This is a genomic window from Streptomyces sp. NPDC048291 (genome assembly GCF_043201715.1).
Classification (GTDB): Bacteria; Actinomycetota; Actinomycetes; order Streptomycetales; family Streptomycetaceae; genus Streptomyces.
Window position 1 is genome coordinate 35,017 of record NZ_JBICZC010000029.1, and the last position, 20,095, is coordinate 55,111.

The 20,095-nt window shown below is 69.9% G+C and carries 19 protein-coding genes and 2 pseudogenes; 7 read left to right on the plus strand and 14 right to left on the minus strand.

Annotated features, from left to right (window positions below):
- Positions 1-200 precede the first annotated feature (200 nt).
- A pseudogene (locus tag ACGF5O_RS48020) lies at positions 201-614 on the minus strand (GNAT family N-acetyltransferase).
- Between the two features lie 552 nt (positions 615-1,166).
- Positions 1,167-1,403 carry a hypothetical protein gene (locus ACGF5O_RS48025; RefSeq protein WP_393816283.1) on the minus strand — a complete coding sequence of 79 codons (237 nt, stop codon included), beginning with the start codon at positions 1,401-1,403 and terminating at the stop codon, positions 1,167-1,169.
- Positions 1,404-1,965: 562 nt separating this feature from the next.
- Here ACGF5O_RS48025 and ACGF5O_RS48030 point away from each other — a divergent pair.
- A complete protein-coding gene (locus ACGF5O_RS48030) occupies positions 1,966-2,805 on the plus strand; it encodes a transglutaminase domain-containing protein (protein WP_393816284.1) in 840 nt (279 codons plus the stop codon).
- Between the two features lie 358 nt (positions 2,806-3,163).
- Here the strand turns inward: ACGF5O_RS48030 and ACGF5O_RS48035 are convergent, their stop codons facing one another.
- From ACGF5O_RS48035 to ACGF5O_RS48050, 4 genes are all read right to left on the minus strand, one after another.
- Complete coding sequence (locus ACGF5O_RS48035) at positions 3,164-4,591, minus strand: glycosyltransferase 87 family protein (RefSeq protein WP_393816285.1); 1,428 nt, start codon at positions 4,589-4,591, stop codon at positions 3,164-3,166.
- Positions 4,588-5,226, minus strand: coding sequence for a class I SAM-dependent methyltransferase (locus ACGF5O_RS48040; protein ID WP_393816286.1), 639 nt, complete (start codon positions 5,224-5,226; stop codon positions 4,588-4,590). Before ACGF5O_RS48040 ends, ACGF5O_RS48035 begins: the two co-directional genes overlap by 4 nt.
- A 224-nt stretch (positions 5,227-5,450) precedes the next feature.
- Entirely contained in the window at positions 5,451-6,107 is a 657-nt protein-coding gene (locus ACGF5O_RS48045) for a DUF2064 domain-containing protein (protein WP_393816287.1), read from the minus strand.
- Positions 6,104-6,820 (minus strand): glycosyltransferase family 2 protein, encoded by a 717-nt coding sequence (locus ACGF5O_RS48050; protein ID WP_393816300.1) that lies wholly within the window; start codon positions 6,818-6,820, stop codon positions 6,104-6,106. Before ACGF5O_RS48050 ends, ACGF5O_RS48045 begins: the two co-directional genes overlap by 4 nt.
- 116 nt (positions 6,821-6,936) lie before the next feature.
- Between ACGF5O_RS48050 and ACGF5O_RS48055 the strand changes: the two genes are divergently transcribed.
- Positions 6,937-7,665 carry a response regulator transcription factor gene (locus ACGF5O_RS48055; protein WP_393816288.1) on the plus strand — a complete coding sequence of 243 codons (729 nt, stop codon included), beginning with the start codon at positions 6,937-6,939 and terminating at the stop codon, positions 7,663-7,665.
- Positions 7,655-8,767: a sensor histidine kinase gene (locus ACGF5O_RS48060; RefSeq protein WP_393816289.1), complete on the plus strand. Its 1,113-nt coding sequence runs from the start codon at positions 7,655-7,657 to the stop codon at positions 8,765-8,767. Before ACGF5O_RS48055 ends, ACGF5O_RS48060 begins: the two co-directional genes overlap by 11 nt.
- Positions 8,768-8,822: 55 nt before the next feature.
- Here ACGF5O_RS48060 and ACGF5O_RS48065 read toward each other — a convergent pair whose 3' ends face one another.
- The 4 genes from ACGF5O_RS48065 to ACGF5O_RS48080 all read right to left on the minus strand — a co-directional run bounded on the left by ACGF5O_RS48065 (position 8,823) and on the right by ACGF5O_RS48080 (position 11,905).
- A complete protein-coding gene (locus ACGF5O_RS48065; RefSeq protein ID WP_393816290.1) occupies positions 8,823-9,587 on the minus strand; it encodes an NAD-dependent epimerase/dehydratase family protein in 765 nt (254 codons plus the stop codon).
- A gap of 53 nt (positions 9,588-9,640) precedes the next feature.
- Entirely contained in the window at positions 9,641-10,261 is a 621-nt protein-coding gene (locus ACGF5O_RS48070) for a hypothetical protein (RefSeq protein WP_393816291.1), read from the minus strand.
- 97 nt (positions 10,262-10,358) lie between these two features.
- Positions 10,359-10,763, minus strand: coding sequence for a hypothetical protein (locus ACGF5O_RS48075; protein ID WP_393816292.1), 405 nt, complete (start codon positions 10,761-10,763; stop codon positions 10,359-10,361).
- Positions 10,760-11,905 carry a molybdopterin-dependent oxidoreductase gene (locus tag ACGF5O_RS48080; protein WP_393816293.1) on the minus strand — a complete coding sequence of 382 codons (1,146 nt, stop codon included), beginning with the start codon at positions 11,903-11,905 and terminating at the stop codon, positions 10,760-10,762. Before ACGF5O_RS48080 ends, ACGF5O_RS48075 begins: the two co-directional genes overlap by 4 nt.
- A gap of 565 nt (positions 11,906-12,470) precedes the next feature.
- Here ACGF5O_RS48080 and ACGF5O_RS48085 point away from each other — a divergent pair.
- The 3 genes from ACGF5O_RS48085 to ACGF5O_RS48095 all read left to right on the plus strand — a co-directional run bounded on the left by ACGF5O_RS48085 (position 12,471) and on the right by ACGF5O_RS48095 (position 15,232).
- Positions 12,471-13,240 (plus strand): IS5 family transposase gene (locus ACGF5O_RS48085; RefSeq protein ID WP_393816301.1). Its coding sequence is split into 2 segments (ribosomal slippage): positions 12,471-12,771 and positions 12,771-13,240, totalling 771 coding nucleotides; the frame shifts between segments, so codons are not numbered across the junction.
- Between the two features lie 709 nt (positions 13,241-13,949).
- Positions 13,950-15,002, plus strand: a complete 1,053-nt coding sequence (locus ACGF5O_RS48090; RefSeq protein WP_393816294.1) for a PP2C family protein-serine/threonine phosphatase — start codon at positions 13,950-13,952, stop codon at positions 15,000-15,002.
- The gene (locus tag ACGF5O_RS48095; protein ID WP_393816295.1) at positions 14,954-15,232 is read left to right on the plus strand and encodes an ATP-binding protein; all 279 of its coding nucleotides are present in this window, start codon (positions 14,954-14,956) and stop codon (positions 15,230-15,232) included. The genes ACGF5O_RS48090 and ACGF5O_RS48095 overlap by 49 nt, the downstream gene beginning before the upstream one ends.
- 110 nt (positions 15,233-15,342) lie before the next feature.
- On the opposite strand, the gene ACGF5O_RS48100 is transcribed toward ACGF5O_RS48095, so the two are convergent.
- Both ACGF5O_RS48100 and ACGF5O_RS48105 read right to left on the minus strand, forming a co-directional pair.
- Entirely contained in the window at positions 15,343-16,263 is a 921-nt protein-coding gene (locus ACGF5O_RS48100) for an LAETG motif-containing sortase-dependent surface protein (RefSeq protein WP_393816296.1), read from the minus strand.
- Positions 16,264-16,876: 613 nt separating this feature from the next.
- Positions 16,877-18,396, minus strand: a pseudogene (locus ACGF5O_RS48105) (carboxylesterase/lipase family protein).
- 520 nt (positions 18,397-18,916) lie between these two features.
- On the opposite strand from ACGF5O_RS48105, the gene ACGF5O_RS48110 reads away from it, so the two are divergent.
- On the plus strand, positions 18,917-19,213 hold the full coding sequence (locus tag ACGF5O_RS48110) for a hypothetical protein (RefSeq protein WP_393816297.1): 297 nt from the start codon (positions 18,917-18,919) through the stop codon (positions 19,211-19,213).
- Positions 19,214-19,480: 267 nt separating this feature from the next.
- Here the strand turns inward: ACGF5O_RS48110 and ACGF5O_RS48115 are convergent, their stop codons facing one another.
- Positions 19,481-19,744 carry a hypothetical protein gene (locus tag ACGF5O_RS48115; RefSeq protein ID WP_393816298.1) on the minus strand — a complete coding sequence of 88 codons (264 nt, stop codon included), beginning with the start codon at positions 19,742-19,744 and terminating at the stop codon, positions 19,481-19,483.
- 210 nt (positions 19,745-19,954) lie between these two features.
- On the minus strand, positions 19,955-20,095 hold a 141-nt coding region (locus ACGF5O_RS48120; protein ID WP_393816302.1), incomplete at its 5' end, for an LUD domain-containing protein.

A 20,095-nucleotide genomic window follows, 5' to 3' on the forward strand; every position in this document is an offset into this window, starting at 1 on the left:
TTGCTCCCTGCGGGGGCTCGTGTCTCACATTCCTGTCACCGTTTGACGGCTCCGTGGCAGGAGCGTTATCGCCGTTGCATTCGGCAACTAGCCTGTCGCGACTCGCCGAGGTAGGAGCGTCCGTCAATGGGTGTGGGCGACCCCGCTGGAATGCCTGAGCCTTACGGCCTGGGGAGCAATTACCAGCGACGGCCGGTTTGTCAGGGCCACGAGACATTGAGCGGCAGATCTCGGTGGAAGACGGCCATAGCCCGGCCTGGGCCGTTGTAGTCGTCGACGATCTTCGTGTCGAAGCCGAGGCTGCGACGGAAGGCGTTTGAGCCGGTGTTCTCGATTGGCGTGATCGCCTTCAACTGCCGTGCACCGTGACGTTTCGCGGCTTCAGCGAACGCTATGTACAGACGACGCCCGAGACCGGTGCCACGGGCGTCGTCCCGTGCGGCGATCAGATGCACGTACCCGGTGCCGTCAGGGGTGACGAACCCGAAGATCTACCCATGGATTCCATCCTCGGCTCGGGCAACCAAGCAGGTGGAACCGAACTCCTGCACCAGCGCCAGAAGGTGCAGCGACCGAAGGTCACGTTCGCCCCAGTAGCAGGGGGGATCAGTCAGGACCTAATGGAAGTCGGCCACCCCGGCAGGTGCGGTGCGTATCCCCGTGATCCCGATCATTACAGGCGCCTTGGCCGTTACAGGCGACGGTCCGCACGGGTTGGACAAGTTGTGACGCTGCTGCTGCCCGCTGTCGGTCAGGCGCACCAATTTCGTCCGGGCCGACGACGGGTGGGGTTCCAGCGTCACCACACCGAGGGCGATCAGCTCATGAACCCACTGGTGCACCGTGGGCACACTCGCCCCGAGGCGCCGCGCCCAACTCGGCGATGCTCGAACCCTGAGGCGCCAGTTGGGTGAGCAGCGTCACCTGCGCCGGACTGATCCCGGCGGTCTCGTCCCGCGTGCTGAAGCCGGCCATCGCCGCCATCCGAAACCAGTTGTGCGCGCCATAGGAGCCTGATGAGCGGCTCGGGCTCCGGTGACGATATCGACATCCGGCAGGACTTCCTCAGGTCCGGCACAGGTACTTCCGGTCCTACCGATGATCTCCGCGTGATGTTGCCTCAGCAACTGTTGGCGTACCAAACCTTGGGGCGGCGTTTTCGCAGGTCAGACATAGAGACTCTGATTGCGGGGGAGTTGGGCCCTGTCGGACCGTCGGTGCCCGGGAGATCGCGGATCCCGTCGTTTGTCGGGCTGCCGGTACAGCACGAGGTCGCCGCTCGCCGTCGAGTCGAGGAACTGCTCGGGGAAGCCGACCGTGTCCAGACCGAGCCGGCCGCGGCACGAGGAGCAGGAGTGGCAGGAGATACCGATCGCCCGCAGGCGGGTCGATGCGGTGCTCACTCCGGACGGCGGTACCACCGACGACACGGAGGTCACCCCGGATGCGGGATGCGGGCAGACAGTCGACGGCATCCGCAACCTCCCTGGGAACGACTTGCACTGTTCGGGAGCAGCAGCCCGTGAAGTCGATCGTCTGACGGAGCGAGCGTTCGGCTGTGTTGAGGTCAGAGACAGTGCCGGATGCGGTCCAGGTCCTGCCCTGGGAGCGACGGGGAGTACTCCCCACGCTGCCGCTCGGGCGGGATCGCTGCTGACCAGACCGGCTCGACCACCGTGCGTGTCGCCCCTGTTGCCGACGAGGCGCGGGCTGACGGCGGTCCTTACGGGAGTCTGACATGACGTCTCGTGCCCTTCCGCTCCACCTGCAGAACCGCGACGCTTGTCTCGAACTGAAGCCGATGCCGCAGGCCAGTCAACCCCGGGCCAACCACTCGAAGAGGAGCTTGTTGAGCGATCTTGGCTGTTGGCTCAAGGCCGGATTTCGTCATTCGTCTCCCTGCGTGGCGCCCGCACAGTCAGTACGCACAGCACCCGACACGGAAAGCACCAAAGGGGGGCATCCGTGGTCAACGAAACAATTGATTACGCCCAGCAGAGTCCGATTACTCGCCTCACTCGGCATCAGCACGGTTTGCTCGACGGTCTCCCCCGCGATCCTCTGTCGATCTGCGCGTCTGCACAGAATCTGGTCGTCTCGCCCCAGGAGGCCATCGCAGCGGGCATTCCCGAGAACAGAATCAAAGAGCAGGGCGTGCGGCCAGTCCGTGATCTACTTGCTATTCTGACCGAACTCTGGCCGGAGCGTCTTGAGCGATGGCGTCCGCTTGAAGTCCGGGTGGTGGGCACCACCCGTCACTCTGCCGTCCTGGCTTGTTCCATGTTGCGTGCGCAGGGGTACGCCACCCGTGTGCGGTGCGGATATCTCGCTCCGATCAGCGGGAAGGAGCCCCGCACGCACTGGACGACGGAGTGGTGGAGCGAGTCCGACGGACGCTGGATACGCATGGAATTCTTCCCGGCGATCAGCGGATCGGACAGACGTTCCGGCCAGGCGTCGATTGAGTTCGTCACGGCTGGTGAGGCGTGGCAACTCTGCAGAAGCCGATCGCCGGGAAGGTCGCCCATAGGGCTTGACATCTTCGGCGCGGGCGCTTCAGCGGAGATCAGTGCCGACGTCGTCCGGGATCTGGCAGCGCTCGGAAAGCTGGAGATGCTGCCCACCGATGCGTGGGGTCGTATGACGGCGCCGCAGTCCGGTCTCGCATCGGCCGCATATCTCAATCTGATCGACGTCGTAGCCTCGGTATGTAACCGAGGTGACCTTTCGGGAATCGTGCGCCTCCGCGCGGGCGTTGACCTCGCCGTACCTCCGCACCTGGTTGGCACGCCCGTCAAGGCTTGAGCGGGGAGACGAAGCACGCTCCCAAATGACCGGCACTTACCGCTGTCGCCGAGGCGTGAGCCGCCCAGGAGCCGGAGGCCGACCAGCGTCCATTCGGCGCAGAGCTGGTTGTGATATCTCGATCTCCCCACACCGACAATGAGTCTGGCGAAAGACTGCGGCACGCCGCGCGGCGGGTTCCGGTTCCTCCGGTCACCGATCGCGGGGTCTGGAGGGAGCTGGACGGTGCCACCCGCATGGCTCTTCCGGCAGCCGCGGCCGGGGAACTCCGGTTCCCGGCATGGGGCGGGATCGCCCAGGTCCGGCGCGACAGACACGACCGCAATCCGCGTCCCGGAGCACGACAGTGGTGCATCCGTCAGTCCGCACGCCGCGGCGAACCCCCGCGGGAGCGCAGGTACGCACCGGTGATGACGAAGGCTGCCGCGGCGCCGTAGGCACAGGCTTGCACGGGGAAGCCGGGCAGGAGAGGCCCTGCCAGGTACAGGGCGGTGCCGGCGAGAGTGACGGTCAGCCATTCCCAGCGGCCGTCCATGGCCACCAGAGCGATCACGAGCAGGGAATACCACGGGTAGCTCGGCGAGAAGAGGAGCAGAGCTGTGCCTGTGACCAGCAGGGCACCGCGCCAGGGGCGGTCCGGGTCCCCGCGCCACCACACGTACAGGCCGGTCAGCACCAGCAGCGCTGCCGCGGCCGCCCCGGCGGCCGCGTCCGGCAGCAGGAGCCGCAGCAGGGCGAAGCGGTGCACGTCGCCGGGTTCGTATCCCTCCTCATGGAGATAGCCCGGCAGATAGCCCAGGACCCCCGCGCCGGAGGCGACGGCATAGGGCACGTAGGCGAGCGCCACGGTGACGACGCTGGCCCCGACGACGCGCAGCACCCGAGCCGGGCCGTGATGCCCGGACAGGGCTCCGGGCAGGGCGAGTACCGGCAGGAGCTTCACGGCGATCGCGGCGCCGAGCAACGCACCGCGGCGGGTTCCCGCGGTGGCGGTGCCGAGCGCCAGCACGAGGAACAGGACACCGAGGGTGTCGATGTGGGCGTTGTTGACCGCTTCCAGGGCGACCGCCGGGCACCAGGCCCACAGCGCGGCCCGGGCCGGAGCCCGCCGCGGGTCACCGCGCCGACGCAGGACGCGGAGCAGGACGAGCGTCGTACCGAAGGCCAGGACGGCACCACCCACCTGGAGCGGCTTGTGGCGGCTGTCCGGTGGAGACAGCGTGTGCACGGCGAGGTACCAGCCCTCCGCGACAGGGGGGTAGATGGTGGGGACGGTGGGCCGGTTGATGCGGACGCAGAGGCCGCTGCCGGTGTGCGTGAGCCCCCAGCCCTCGCAGGTCTCCTGCGTGGGGAAAAGCCACTGGTCACGCAGGTGGGCCAGTTCGGCTGCGGCGGGCGGATAGGCGTAGGGGGAGATCCCGGCGGCCTGGACGCGGCCGTCCCAGGCGTAGCGGTACATGTCGTTGCTGGTGCGCGGTTGCGCGGTGAGCCCGGCCACAGCGACCGCGGCCGAGCCGATGAGCACGAGGACGGTCGCGGCGCGGACCGGGACCGTGCGTACCGTCCACGCGGCGGCGGCGAACAGGGTCCAGGCCACGGCGTATCCGGCCAGCAGCCGACCGGAGGCGCTCTTGTTGTCGCCGGCCTGCAGGGTGAGGACGAACACGGCGGTCAGGGCCGCGAGAAGGACCGCGGTCACGGCGGTCCGCAGGCGTGTGCTGCGCGCGGTGGGGTGTGCGGGCGAGGGCGCGGGATCTCGCCGGTCCGAGGTGACTACGTCGGTCATCGGCGGGCCGGCCCTCCGCACGACGCGGGAGGAGGTACGAAGTCGAGCCGCGTGTGCGGGCGCCGGAGTTCCAGGAAGTGACGGTCGTCCTTGGTCCACCGGCCGGTGGGGATCCAGCCGGCGACGTCTGCGGCGCCGAGCAGCGCGGTGGTACCGACGCGGGCCCAGGGAAAGGGGCGTCCGTGCCGGCCGTCACCGTCCTCGACACGGACGACGAGACGTTCGTCCACGTCCTGCGGATCCGCCTCGGCCAGCAGGCACCCGCCGGGCCGGAGCAGGTCACGCAGGCGGGCGAGCAGAGCCACCGGGTCGCCACCGATGCCGACGTTGCCGTCCATCAGCAGGACGGTGCCCCAGTGTCCTTCGCCGGGCAGCCGGTCGAAGACCGACCGCCGCAGAGCGGATCCGCCGTGGCGGCGGGTCCGGACGACGGCAGCCGGGCTGACGTCCACTCCGAGCGCCGGTATGCCCAGGCGGGCGAGCGCGGTCACCAGGCGCCCCGGACCGCAGCCGACGTCCAGGACCGGTCCGGAGCAGCGGTGCAGTACGCCCCTGTCGGCGGCGTCGGGTGCGGCGCAGAAGCGCTCCACGTCCAAGGGCAGCCCTTCGTCGGGCTGGTCGGGGTCAGATGTCATGCGGCGCAGGAACAACGGGCCTCGGCCGGTGCGCAGGGCGTGGCCGTAGAGGTCGTCCGTCCAGGTCTCCCCCGGGCCGACAGGCGTGCGGAGATCGAGGCAGTGGGCAGGCCCACGGAACGGGGAAAGCAGCTTGGCGTCCAGGAATACGTGTTCCGGCCTGGTTCGCTCCACCGGCTCGGTGCGACCTGTGACGGCTGCAGACGTCCGGGACACCGTGCCGCTCATCGGGCGGTCTCCGCGAGCGAGGCGAGAGCGGCGGCGAAGTGGGATCCGGGCGGGCAGCAGGCGACCACCGAGGCAGCGTCGGCGGCGGTGTCCACGTCGCGCAACAGGGGCAGGTCGCCGATGGTCAGTCCTGCCTCCACGAGCCGGTGGCGTTGAACGGCCCCGGTGCGGTCGGTGGACATCGGAACACCTCGCACGAGGGCCCCGGCGCGGGACGGGTCGGCGAAGCCGAGGGCCCAGAACCCGCCGTCGGTCGCCGGGCCGAACCATGCGTCGTGACCGTCGCGGCCGACGCCGATCAGCAGATCGGGGGTGAGGTGCGGGGTGTCCATGCCGACCAGGAGCGCCGGGCCGGCGTCGCAGAGTTCGAAGGCAGCGGCGAGGCGTTCGTCGAGGCCGCCGGATGCCTGGGGCTCGACCTCGAATCCGGTCGGCAGCCAGGGACCGGGGGTGCCGTCGAGGACGAGGATCCGGCGCCGGGCGGGGACCCGGAGCATCGTGTGGAGCGTGTCGGTCAGCGCGGCCTCGGCCAGGGCGGCTGCCTCCTGCGGGGTGTAGGGCGGAGTGAGACGGGTCTTGACGCGGCCGGGCACCGGCTCCTTGGCGATGACCAGCAGGGTGGTCGAACTCGCTACCGTGGCACGGGAGTTCACAGCGCACCTCGCATGTCCTGCGGGCCGCGGGCCGGAGCGGCGGCCGGCGGCTCGGCGAGGACGGCCCGCATGTCGCGCACGGCGTGCCAGGTGCCGCGCCAGGTGCCCGTCACCTTCGAGCGTCCGGTACGCGGGTGGTAGGGCACGTCGGTCTCCGTCACCCGCCAGCCGGCGTCGGCGCCCCGGACCACCATCTGCAGCGGGTAGCCGGAGCGGCGGTCGGTCAGGCCCAGGGCCAGCAGTGCCTCCCTGCGCGCCGCGCGCATCGGGCCCAGGTCGTGCAGACGCAGACCGGTGCGGCGACGGATGAGACGGGCCAGCTCCAGGTTGGCCAGCCGGGCATGGACGGGCCAGGCGTTGCGGGCGGTGGGCCGACGGCGCCCGAGCACCAGATCCGCGGTTCCGTCGAGGACGGCGCCGGCGACGCCGGGCAGCAGTGCGGGATCCAGGGAGGCGTCGCAGTCGCAGAAGCAGACCACGTCGGCCGTGGCGGCGGTGAGGCCCGCGTGGCAGGCGGCGCCGAAGCCGCGCCGCGGCTCGTGCACCACGTGCGCGCCCAGGCCGCGGGCGATGTCCGGGGAACCGTCCATGGAGCCGTTGTCGACGACGATCGCCCGCCAGCCCGGCGGGATTCGCTCCAGTACCCACGGCAGGGCCTCGGCCTCGTCGAGGCAGGGCAGCACGACGTCCACGGAAGAAGGGGGGGTCTCGATCACGTCCCTCACTCTACGAACACAAAAGGCGCATAACAGACTTCGTGTTCTTACAGATCGCTGACGTCGCTCGCGGTCTCCGTCCGCGGCGTTCTCCCGGTGTGAGACTCGGTGGGGTGAAACGCGTACTCGTCGTGGACGACGACCCGACCGTCTCCGAGGTCGTCGCCGGATATCTGGACCGGGCGGGGTTCGCCGTCGAAGTGGCCGACGACGGCCCGACCGCCGTGGCCCAGGCAGCCGCCCGACCACCCGATCTTGTGGTGCTGGACCTGATGCTGCCCGGCATCGACGGGCTGGAGGTCTGCCGCCGCATCCGGACGGCCGGACCACTCCCGGTGATCATGCTGACCGCACGCGGCGACGAGGAGGACCGCATCCTCGGCCTGGAGGTCGGCGCCGACGACTACGTCACCAAGCCGTTCAGTCCCCGGGAACTGGTGCTACGGGTGGAGTCCGTGCTGCGACGAACCGGAGCGTCGACGGCTCTCCGGCCCGGGACGAAGGAGTCCTGGCTGCGGGCCGGCTCGCTCGCCCTGGACCCCGCCACCCGGCGAGCCACCCGCGACGACCGCGAACTCACGCTCACCTTGCGGGAGTTCGACCTGCTGGAGTTCTTCCTCCGGAATCCCGGGCACGCCACGAGCCGGGAGCAGTTGATGGAACGGGTCTGGGGCTGGGACTTCGGTGACCTGTCGACCGTCACGGTGCACGTGCGGCGACTGCGCGAGAAGGTCGAGGAGGACCCGGCCAGCCCTCGCCTGATCAGCACGGTGTGGGGCGTCGGCTACCGTTTCGACCCTCCTCCCCAGTCACGAGAAGACGAGGCCGGCCATGATCGGTGACACCCTCCTCATAGCGCTCTACGCGGCGATCGGCGCGGCGAGCGCCGGGCTGGTGGGGGCGTCGGCCCTGCGGGTGCTGCGGGGCCGGTCCGTCGCCGTGTCCCTGGCCGTGGTCGCCGCCGTCGCCGTGGCGGCGATGCTCGCCGGAACCATGCTCGTGTCGTGGGCGATGTTCCTGTCCGACCACGACCTGTGGGTGGTGACGATGGTGTGCGTCATGGCCGCGGTCGTCTCGCTCGTCGTGGCTCTCCTCCTGGGCCACAGCGTCGTGAAGGGAAGCCGGGAGCTGGCCGAGGCCACCCGCGTCCTCGGGGACGACGGCAACTTCACCCCGCCCGCCGCCGCGCCCACCGCCGAACTCGCCCGCCTCAGCCACCAGTTGGCCGCCACCAGCGACAAACTCGCTGCCTCCCGGGAACGGGAGCGGACCCTGGAGGCCTCCCGCCGCGAACTGGTCGCCTGGATCTCTCACGACCTGCGCACCCCGCTTGCGGGCCTGCAGGCGATGACCGAGGCCCTGGAGGACGGCATGGTCGACGAACCGCGCGTCTACCACACCCGCATCCGCGCAGAGGTCGGCCGCATGAGCTCCATGGTCAGCGACCTGTTCGAACTCTCCCGGATCCAGGCCGGCGTGCTCGCCCTGTCCCCGGCCCGGATGTCGGCCTACGACCTGGTCGGCGACGCCATCGCCGGCGTCGACGCCCTGGCCAGGGAACACGGTGTCCGCCTCGTGGGCGACGGGGTCGATCCCGTGCCGGTGGAGGTCGACGGCCGTGAGATGTCCCGTGTCCTCGCCAACCTGCTGGTCAACGCGATCCGCCGGACACCCGCCGACGGCAGGGTCGCGGTTTCGGCCCGGCGTGAGGCCGACCGTGTCGTGCTGTCGGTGACCGACGGTTGCGGTGGCATCGCCCCGGAGGATCTCCCTCGGGTCTTCGACACAGGCTGGCGCGGCACCGACGCCCGCACCCCGCCGGCCGGCGCGGGGCTCGGGCTGGCCATCGTGCGCGGCATCGTGGAGGCCCATCAGGGGCACGCGGCCGTGAGCAACGTGCCGGGCGGCTGCCGGTTCGAGGTGCACCTGCCCGCGGCTGTCTGAGGGCGCCGGGGAAAGGAGCCGGCCCCTGCACCTGTCACACGCGAATCGGCCGAGTTCAGCCCGCCCGCAGAGGCGCCGCCGCGAACTCCGCCATGTCTTCCTCGAAGACGACCCGCGGATTCCAGCCCAGTTCGTCGCGCAGCCGCTGCGAGCGGGGGGTGATGTGGCGGACGTCGCCCAGCCGGTACTCCCCCGTGACGACAGGCGTCGGTCCGCCGTACGACTCGGCCAGCGCGGCGGCCATCTCCCCCACCGTGTGCGGATCTCCGCTGCCGACGTTGTACGCCCGCAGACCGCCCTCCGGAAGACCCGCGACACCGCCCAGCAGACCCGAGACCAATGGCTCGCCGCAGTGCGGGCACGGAGGCTCGAAGCCGCCCGCCTCCAAGTCCGCCGTCCGGCGCGGGCCGGGCCGTACGACCCCGTGCCGCGTGCACTCGTAGCGCCCCTCGCCGTAGATCACCATCGAGCTGGCCGGCACCAGTCGCTGCACGCCGGCCGCGGCCAGACCGGCCAGGAGCACGGCGGTGCCGAGGTCGTTGCAGCCCACGTAGTCCGGGGCGTCGGCGAATTCCTTGCCGAGACCGACCATGGCCGCCTGGTGACAGACGGCGTCCGCGCCACGCAGGGTGTCGGCCACCGCCTCCCTGTCGCGGATGTCGGCGTGCCGCCAGTCCACCCCCTTGGGGATCGCCGGGGCCGTGCGGTGCGCGGTGGGCAGGAGGTCGTCGAGGACACGCACCCCGTGCCCGGCGCCGATGAGAGCGGTGACGATCTGCGAGCCGATGAAGCCCGCACCTCCAGTGACCAGGATCAGCATGCAGCCGACCGTAGGCCCGCACGCCCGGTCGCAGGCCGCCCGGCCCTGGAACGTCAGGGGTTCGCAAGCCCTTCCGGCTTTAGCGCGTCCCCGGTTGGCCGAGGCTCGGCCAGTGCCAGCAGGACGAAGGCCACAGCGAAGCCGATCATCGTGATCACACCTTTGGGCCAGAAGATGTGGCTGTCCACGAACGACCAGCACGCGGCGAACAGGAAGACGGCGCCCGGCAGCACCCGCACACCGTGCCGTCGCCACAACACCGCGCAGGTGGCGAGTGCGGCCACCGCCAGTCCGTACACGCCGGCCCGCCCCAACTGGTCTCCGATGGCGAACAGGTGCCCCGCCGCCCCGTGCACACCGTGGTGCACGACGGTTCCTGCGGAGATGCCGGCCACCGCGTCCAGGCCGGAGTAGTACGCGGCGAAACAGAAGCACCCCGCCCAGGAGATCACCGTCAGGGCCCCGTCGACGTCGCGGCGCGGTCTGCCCCGCACGGGGACCAGCAAGCCAAGTACGAGGAGCGGGAAGACGGGCAGCAGGACGATGTGCAGGCCGGCCCACAGACTTGCCGTCGCCGCCGTCAGGTGCCGGGGATGTATCAGACCCGCGACGGCCAGCAGCAGCGGTGCGGTGGTCACCAGGGCCAGCACGCGAGGAGTACGGAGGGATCGCATCCGGTAACGCTAGGACGCCGTCCGCCGCTCCGACTCCCTTGTCCGCACCGCGTAAGACACCCGTAAGACGGCTGGCCCGTAGGCCGGACAAAGGGCGTCACTCGTCAGGCCGGCCGCGCCCCCGCCGGAGCCGCCGGCCGGCCGTCCAGAGTGCCGTCGCCGTGGCCACCGCCGCCATGGCGATCAGCCAGTTGCGCGGATAGTCCAGCGGCAGCACCGACGGGTTGGCGGTCCGGCCCGGCCGGAGCAGCACGGGCAGCGCCACCACGGTCAGCGCGCCCGCGACCAGCAGGGCCCCGCGGACCGGCCCGCGCACACCGCCACGCACCAGCAGCAGCCCGACCAGCAGCACCACCGGGGCGATCACCGCATCGTGCAGGACGACCGCCCCGCCGAGCCACACCAGCACATCCGGCACATCGCCGGTGTCCGTCAGCAGGAACGCGCCAAAGCCCATGAGCGCAACGCCCACCGCACCCGCCACCACACGCAGCGCCTTCACGCCAGCACCTCCAGCCGGCCCACCCACTTGGTCTGCAGCACACCCGGCCGATCGGGAGCGATGAGCCGCACCGGATAACCGTGGTCGGGGTCGAGTTCCTCGCCGTTCAGCCGCAGGGCGAGCAGCGTCAACGGATCCCGGGCGTGCCGGTGCCCCATCTCCGACACCCGATAGCCGCCCCTCAGCTGCAACGACACCACCCGTACGCGCGCCTGTTCCGGCGCATCCGCGCGCTCCAGCAGGTCCAGGACGCGTACGCCGGTCCAGCGCGCCGACTTGCTCCAACCCTCCACGCACGCGATCGGCAGCTCCACCTCGTGCTGCGGCAGAGCACGCAATTCGTCCAGCGTCAGGGTGTACGGCTGCGGGCCGGCCACCGAGAGGCGGTACTCCTCGTCGGCGATCCGGCCGACTCCGGCCGCGGCGGCGGTCCGGTTGACCGGCAGGGACTGCGGGCCCTCGTCCGGGTCCCGGGGAGCGAACAGCAGGAAGTCCTTCAGAGGGGTGAACGACTGGCCGACGGTGGTGAGCGTGACGGCTCCGACGGCCGCGGTGAGCGCGGCCAGCAGCGAGCGCCGGTCCGGGCCGTCCTGGACGGGCAGGGCGAGCGTGCCCGGCGAGCGACGGGTCCAGTGGGCCCTGATCTCCGGTGCCTTCACCGTGATGTGCAGCACCAGCGCCCCGACGACCAGCCAGGCGACCGCGTAGTGCACCGGCACGAACGAGAACGGCCACGGGTACCACTGGACCGTGTTGAGCAGCCCGGTCGCCAGCTCGAAGACGGAGCCGGCCACCAGTGCCGCGATCGACAGCCGCTCCAGGCCCTGCCTGACCGATCGGAACGGCGGCCACTGGAACAGCCGCGGATACACCGTCCACAACTTCGCGAGCAGCAGCGGGATCGCCGCGATCCCGGAGGCGACGTGCAGCCCCTGGGTGAGCCGGTATCCCCAGGCAGGGCGGCTCGGGATGTCGTCGGCCAGCCATCCCGGCGGATGTTGCATGACGTGGCTGACGAGACCGGTGACGAAGCACACGACGAACGCCGGCCCCAACCAGCGGCCGATCACGGTCGCGGTGCGGGCATCGTGCAGTCTGCCCGTGAACACCGGTGGAGAGACACGTAGTTTCATGCCCTCCATCCCACTGGGTGCGCGGTCCTTCCGGAACAGATGAACTCTTACGGAACAGGGACAGCGCTCCCGAGGGACGTCCCTCCGGAGCGCCATGCCACCGCGGCGGCCGCTTCTTTACCCCGCGGCGATGCCCTCCACGCCGGATTCGGAGAAGGGGGGTAGTCCGGTGACGGTGCCGACCTTGCCGAGGGACCCGTTCCTGCCGATCCTGAATGTCAGCGGCCAGTTGTCTGCCCCGGTGGCGGCCAGATGCTCCGTGCAGTCATGGCCGACCCGGCGTCCCCATTGCCGGCCAGATGTCTCCCCGCCGTTCTGAGGGCTCGTTCACCTCAGTGGCATCACTGCCTTCCCGGTGGTGGCCTCAGTGAGGCCGAACGATTCACCCTGCGTGACCACGATGTGAGCCTGGTGGAGGTGCCGGTGGGTCACGTCCCGGACCGCTGGTCCGAGCCGCTGGTCCGAGTCCGCGAGGATTTACCGGATTAGACCGTGTCCTATGTGGTGAGGCGGACGTTGACCCAGTATGGGGCGGGGTACGTGGAGCTGGATCGTTCCGGACGGGCTGTAGGAGATCGCGAAGCCGCTGATCCCTCCGTCGAGGGTGCGTCCGCAGGGCGGCGGTACGCAGGACACGCCAGACGAGACCCTGTTTGCGGCGATCGTCTACGTGCTGGTCAGCGGTTGCGCCTGGCGGGCGCTGCCACCCTGCTTCGGGATATCGAAGTCGACCGCCCACCGCAGATTCCTGATCTGGTCGAGAGCCGGTGTCTGGGGCCGCCTCCACGAAGCCGTACTGCACCGGCTCGACGACGCCGGCCTTATCGACGTCACCCGCGTCGTCCTGGACACCGCCCACGTCAGGGCTAAAAAAGGGGCGAACACACAGGTCCGAGCCCCGTGGACCGGGGTAGGCCCGGTTCCAAGATGCACATCCTGTCGGACGCGAACGGACTGCCCCTCCTCGTCGGCGTCTCGGCCGGCAACACCCACGACAGCGAAGGGCTCAAGCCCATGGTCGAGGGGCACCAAACGAGACACGACCCTCACCGCGGCCGGTACTTCAAGCCCCAGCGCCTCCAAACAGACAAAGCCTACGACCACGCCGACCTGCGCAGATGGCTCCGTTGGAAGCGAATCGGAGTACGAATCGCCCGCAAGGGCATCGAATCCAGCGAGCGATTAGGACGTCGGAGGTGGGTGATCGAGCGTACGATGTCGTGGATGTCCGGCTATCGCAGACTCAGTCCCCGCTACGAGCGCCGTCCCCGCAACTACCTGGCTTTTCTCGGACTTGCCGCCGCTCTCTGCTGTTACAAGCGCCTCGTCCGCCTCAGCACGTAGGACACGGTCCAAGCAGAGCGGCATCGACTCGTCCGGCAAGGTCAGCCACGCTGCGCACTCTGTTGCGTATCCACAGTCGCATCGGATCAAGCCAGGTCCTGGTCCAGACGCGACCGAGGTCGTCATGCGGCACAGAGACCGCACATCGGACTGCGGAGCGAATCTGCTGCAAACTGGTGTGAAAGCAGCGGCGGATTTCACCGACCGGAGATGAATAGCGATGACGCTGGGCCAGTCCACTCCTGAGTCCGGCCCGGACAACATCCTGTCCGAGGTCCGGACGATCGTGGCGATCACCGACGGGCAGGGCCTTCTGACCGGTTGGAGCGCGGGTGCCCAGCTCCTGCTCGGCTACCGGAGCGAAGAGGTACTGATGAGCTGGCGGAGGTGGGCACGGTGCACTTCGCCGACTTCGTGTTCGTCGACCTGCTTGACAGCGTCTTTCGAGGCGAAGAGTTCGAACGAGCCCTCTCAAGCGAGGCGCTGGTCTTCCGGCGGTCCGCCCAGCGGTCGGTACTACCGGGCTGTCCCGAGTCGGTCGTCTCGCTTGGGGCGGTACACACCTACCACAAGCACTCGCCGGCCAGCCGCGCACTGGCCACCGGTCAAGCCTTCGTCAATCAACTCGACGACGCCACCGTCTGGAACTGGGCGCCCGAGGAGCCGGAGCGCGTACACAGCATCCGCGCCTTCGGGGGTTCACTCGCTGATGGTGGTACCGCTCCTCGCCCGTGGCGTCACCCTGGGCTTGGCATTCTTCTCCCGTCACCGCACGCCGGAACCATTCGATGCGGACGACCTGCGGCTTGCGCAGGACCTGGCGATCCGTGCGGCGGTGTACATCGACAACGCACGCCGCTACACACGCGAACGAAAGACCTCACTCACCCTGCAGAGCAGCCTTCTTCCTGTTCGCACTCCTCACCATGCAGCCATGGACATCGCGGCCCGCTGCATACCAGCAGATCCGGACGCCGAAATCGGCGGTGACTGGTTCGATGTCATCCCGTTGTCCGGGGCGAGAGTCGCGCTCGTGGTGGGAGACGTGGTCGGCCGTGGCGTACAGGCATCCGCCACCATGGGCCGGCTGTGCGACGCAGTGCGAACCCTGGCCGACGTGGACCTGGCACCGGACGAGCTGCTGACCCAGCTCGACGACCTGGTCCTGCGCCTGGACCGGGCAGCAACAGGCGATGAGGCCCGGCCGACGCTGGACAGCCCTAGCGAGGTCGGGGCAACGTGTCTGTACGCGATCTATGATCCCGTCACGCGCCGCTGCACCATGGCCCGGGCCGGGCATCCGCCGCCTGCCCTGACCGCGCCGGACGGCACGGTGGAGTACCTCGACCTGCCCGCCGGTCCCCCACTGGGACTTGGCGGTCTGCCCTTCGAGGCCAAGGAGTTCGATGTCCCGGAGGGCAGTCTCCTCACGCTCTATACGAACGGTCTGCTCGGAGACACCCACCGTGACGTCGACGAAGCGCTCTCCGTGCTCCGCGGCCTTCTTTCCCACCCCGACCACCCGTTGGGAGAGACGAGTGACAGGGTGTTGCGCACGCTGCTGCCCACCCGCCGCTCGAACGAAGTCGCGCTCCTTGTGGCCCGCAGCCGAGCTCTCGCCCCTGGCCACGTCGCGACATGGGACCTGCCCTCCGCCCAGAGATCGTCTCCACGGCCCGCAAGCAGGCATCCGAGAAGCTGTCCGCCTGGAACGTGGCTCAGGACATCGTGTTCACCACCGAACTGGTGGTCAGCGAATTGATCACCAACGCCATCCGCTATGGCAAACCGCCCATCCAGCTGCGGCTGATCCGTGGCACCACCCTCATCTGCGAGGTGTCCGACGGCAGCGGCACCGCGCCCCACCTGCGCCGCGCCCGCGTCTTCGACGAAGGCGGCCGTGGTCTTCTGCTGGTCGCCCGGCTCACCCAACGGTGGGGTAGCCGGCACACCCCCACCGGCAAGATCATCTGGGCCGAACAGAACCTGTAGCTCCCCGGTGGCTGCCGGACAGGAGCTGGTCCGGCGGACCCGACGCCTCCGCGAACGGGTGGTGAAGGCGTCGGGCCGGTGCGAGCGCGCAGGCCGGCAGCGGGCCGGTATCAGGACCGGCGGGTGCGACGGCCGGCGGCGTAGACCGCGCCCGCGCCGAGGGCGATCACCAGGACGGCGCCGCCGGCGATGAGTCCGGTCGAGTCACTCGCGCCGGTCTCCGCGAGCGGCGGTGTGCTGCGGCTGGGGGTCGGCTCCGGCGTGGTCGGCGGAGGCGAGGACATCGGGGGCACGTGCGAGGTCGTGGGCGGGGTGGTGGACGGACTCGGTGTGGCCGGCGGCGTCGTCTCCGAAGCGGGTGGCGTGCTGTCGGCGGGAGGCGTAGGGGTCCCGGGAGCGCTCGGGGCCGGACTGCTAGGGGTCGGGGAGCCGTGCGTGTCCGGGGTGCAGGGTTTGTCGCCCCCGTTCCAGGCGGCGATGAGGTTGTAGGGGGTGACTATGTTGTCGGGTTCGTACGGTGCGGGGCCGTGACCTTCGCCTGTCTTGCCGTCGTAGGTGACGTCATCGCCGTACAGGTCGATCTGGCCATAGCAGGAAGGCGACTTGACGCTCAGTCGCTGCCAGTTCCGCTTGGTGTCGGCCTTGGCCGCGATGTCGGCGGCGGTGAGGTAGACGGTGGCCTTGTCGACCAGGGTCTGGTGGCCGGAGACGTACCAGTTGGCCCCCTCGGTGGTGTATTCGGCGAGCGAGACAGGGTAGGTGCACCCCGCGCCGACGGTCTGGTCCGGGGCCAGTCTGACCTCGACGTTTCCGGGAACGGTGTCCCAGAGGTGGAAGCCGCCTTGCGAGGTCCAGTCCGATCCCACGACGCCTCCGTCTGCGTCGACGATGCGGTACTGGATGGTGGCGGACCGGCAGTCGTCGCCGGCCGGGGTGGCCACCGCCGTTCCGGCGGAGAACAGGGGCAGTGCGGCGGCGACAGCGGTCGCCGCGAAGACAGCGAGGGTTCTGGATTGTTGCGTGCGCGACAAGATGAGCCTCTGTGCGGTCGGGAAACTGTGGGAGGTGGCAGAGCGCGAGCAGGTCGGGACGTGGGAACAACAGCGGACATGCGCGTCCGGATTCACTCGCGCCACTCCGCTCGCTTCAGGCACAGCGGAGTGAGTTGATTCTCATCGCACACACAACTTCCGTCAATCTTCCACAGGTTCACCATGATTCACGGACAAACGCCTTGGCGGGCGCGGCACCGGCCAGACCGCGTGACACCCCGGCTGCCCGCGGCCTGGAGCGGATCGAACGCCTCGGCCCTGTTCCACGACCGGAAGCCCGCGGCACTGTCGCGACGGGCCGAGCCGGCCCACGGGCACGGCACCGACTGACGGCCTTGCGCGCCAAGTCCGTCAGCGCTTGCCCGGGGGGGCACTCCGGCACGAGGGGCGCGTCCGGCCGGATGCCGTCGCGGACCGTTGCGCGCAATACGTTGCAGCGGATCTTGCCGGTGGGGTGCGCGGCAGTTCTGGGAGGCGGATCGCCTCCCAGGGACGTTTGAAGGCCGCCAGGTCCTTCCGGCACCGGGCGACCGAGGCGGCGTCCACCGGCCACCCGGCCGTCGGCACCACGCAGGCCACCGGTTGTGGACGGTCAGCTCGCCGTCAGCGGTAGCGTGGTGAAGAGATGGTCCGCCCACAGACGACGGGACGCTTCCTCGGGGTAGGGGGCGATCGTCGAATCGGCGTCGAGGAGCCGGACCAGGCGGCGGGTGGTGTCGTACGCCGGCCAGCCCGGGTCGCCCGTCGCCGCGAACGCGGTCCAGGCGCTCCGGAACCGGGCGGACAACTCCTCGGTCCCGGCGGAGGGTTCGGGACCAATCAGCATGCCGCCGAGGCCGCCATAGACCCCGAAGACCAGAGGTACGTCCAGTCCGTGGCAGGCGCCCAGGACACCTCCCTGGGCGGGGGCCGGCCAGGTCAGTTCGTAGACATGGGCCCGACCGCCGCCGGCCGTGTGGGCCTCGGCCAGATGCAGCGAGGGCATCCGGAACAGCCAATCGGACTGTACGAGTTCAAAAAGGTATTCGGCGGAGGCGTCCGGGAACGCGGCACGGTAGGCGGCCTCGGCGTCCGGGCCCGGTCCGAACAGACCGAGGCCCGTCGACGCCAGCCCCTCGTCCACCTTGCCCAGCATCCCGCCAAGCAGGAGGAAGAGCCGGTACTCGTCCCGGTTGTGCCCCACGACGAGTTCCACGTCCCGCGCCGCGCCGGACGCCAGCGCCTCCCACGGCGCGGCAGTGAGCACTTCGCCGTCGACGACGGGCGAGAAAGGTGTCGGCGTGAACGCGACCGCACCCCACCGGTGACCGTACGCGCGCATCCGGGCGGTCAGTGCAGCACCGGCCGCGGGCAGCGTACGCGGGTCGACCCCCGCGAGGTCGGCCACCGTCGGGCGCAGGCCGATCCCGTCGGCCAGGGTCCAGGCGATGTCGGTGGCCAACCCGTCGGAGAAGAACGTGCCCGGCACGCTCTGGGCGATCGCCCGCCCGAACAGTCCCCGGGTCTGCTCCATGGTCATCAGCGCGGCGATCGAGCCGGCACCGGCGGACTCGCCGAAGACCGTGACCCGACCCGGGTCGCCGCCGAACGTGGCGATGTTCTCCCGCACCCACTCCAGCGCCGCGACCTGGTCGAGCAGGCCCCGGTTGGCGGGCGCGCCCTCGATGCGCAGGAACCCCTCGACGCCGACCCGGTAGTTGAGGGTGACGATGACCATGCCACCGTCCCGGGACAGGCGGGCGCCGTCGTAGGCGGGGTCGTCGGCGGAGCCGAACTTGTAGGCGCCGCCGTAGATCCACACCAGCACGGGCCTCAGCGCCGCAGGATCGGCTTCCGGAGTCCAGACGTTGACGGTGAGCCAGTCGTCACCGGACGGTACGCCCTCAGGCACGGCGGTCTCGGGACCCAACGGCTCCTGCGGGGGCGGCGGCCCGAACGCGAACACCTCCCGCACTCCGTCCCAGCGCTCGGCGGGCCGTGGGCGGCGAAGCGCGCCTCGCCGACCGGCGGCTGGGCGTAGGGGATGCCGCGGAAGACCGCGAGGCCGTTCTCGTGGCGACCGCGCACGACTCCGGCCGTCGTCGCTGCCTCCGGGAACTCGCTCCTGCTCATCGATGACTCCTTGGGAAGATGGTCCGGCCTCGCGCGAGAGCAGGCCCGATCGACGGCACATACGCCAGTGACACGCGATCACGGCGATCCGAGACTCGTGACCGATTCTGGTGAAACATATTTCACCATGTGAACATGCCGTCATGCTGATTCACCGTGCCACCACGGTTCGCTGATGCACCTTGTCTGAGTGATGCGCCGCAGAGGTTCTTCCCCCCTGGACGACGTCGGCCGATGCGGAGACCGGCTCGTACGGGGTGCCGGAGGGCCTGGCCTCGTATGCTGTGAGCCGCCGGGTCCGTGGTCACCGACCAGGTCCGCGCCTGACAACTGCTGCGCACGGTCGGACGCGGGGGACGCCCGTCCCAGCTGGGAGCCGTGTGAGGCGAACCGCGCGCATCGCCGGGACCGAGCACCTGCTGCACGCCATCGACCCGGTGGACGAGACCTACCGCAAGCACGCCCGGGAGGTGCGCCACGGCAAGCCCGGCACCTTCCCCCCCAGGCGTTCCTGGACGGCGTGGGGACCCGGCTCTGCGCGCTCGGCCCGGTCCTCGACGCCGTCCTTCTGCGGACCACGGTCATCGACGCCGCCGCCGAACAGCTCCGAGCCGCGGGCCACGAGATCGCGGGCGAGGACGCCGTCGCCCGTCCCCGCTCAAGCACAAGAACCTCGATGTTCCCGGCCACTACAGCTTTCCCGCGGCAGCGCGGTGTGACCTGGCCGGATGCAAAGCCGTGCTGGGGTGTGGGCATGGTCCCGACGGTGAGTTCGGCGAAGAGTTTGTTCGCCGCCTCCGAGGTGAACTGGCGCTGAAGCTCGGCGCGGCAGTCTGCGGCACCCCGTGCCAGTCCGGTTGTAGCTGGAAGTTCTTCGTTTTCCGGTAGTGGGGGTGCTGAACAGGGTGCCGGACGATCGATTTCGCACAGTTTCGAACGCCGCGCTCACACCACTGCGTGTGACGCCGTCCGCTGCAGGAACTGCCGGGACGGCTCGAAGCCCAGCCGTTCGTAGACCGTCACCGCCGTGCGACCGGAGTGGGCCGTCACGCGAAGGTCGTGTCCCCCGTCGTGGCGCAGCCGATCACGGTCCGTCGACTCCGCTTCGGAGCCGTCCGGCACGTGCCGCCGCGGGCCGTCGCGCGATCACCGCTGGTCCCGGCTCGGCGAACCCCAACAGGGTCTCCGGCGAGAGCGATTCGCGCCGCGACCTGCAGATTCCGCCAGCTTGATCGGCTACACCACTCGGCGGGAGACCCTCCACGCGAACGGCCCCGACGGGCGCGGCATGCTCCGAAGCAGCCGCCACCAGCGCGGAGCCAATCCCCTGACCTCGCTGCTCCGGCATGACGGAACGCTCTGGATGTCCACAACGACAACCCCCAGCACGAGGCCCACTTCAAGACCACGAAGTACATGTCCGACTACCCCGAACTGGCGCGACACCTGAACCCTGACCCAAACAACCCCGCCGGGACAAAACACTCTTTCAGCTCAACCCGTACGGCCTTGCATCGCCGCGCACAGTTGGGACCGGCCGCCACCCCGCCCGCGCCCTTCACCCGCCGTCCACGAGTACCACGTCCAGGGTGCGTGGACCGTGCACCCCCTCGACCCGGTCCAGCTCGATGTCACTGGTGGCCGAAGGGCCGGAGATCCAGGTCAACGGGCGGGCCGGGTCGAGCCGTTCGAGGGCCTG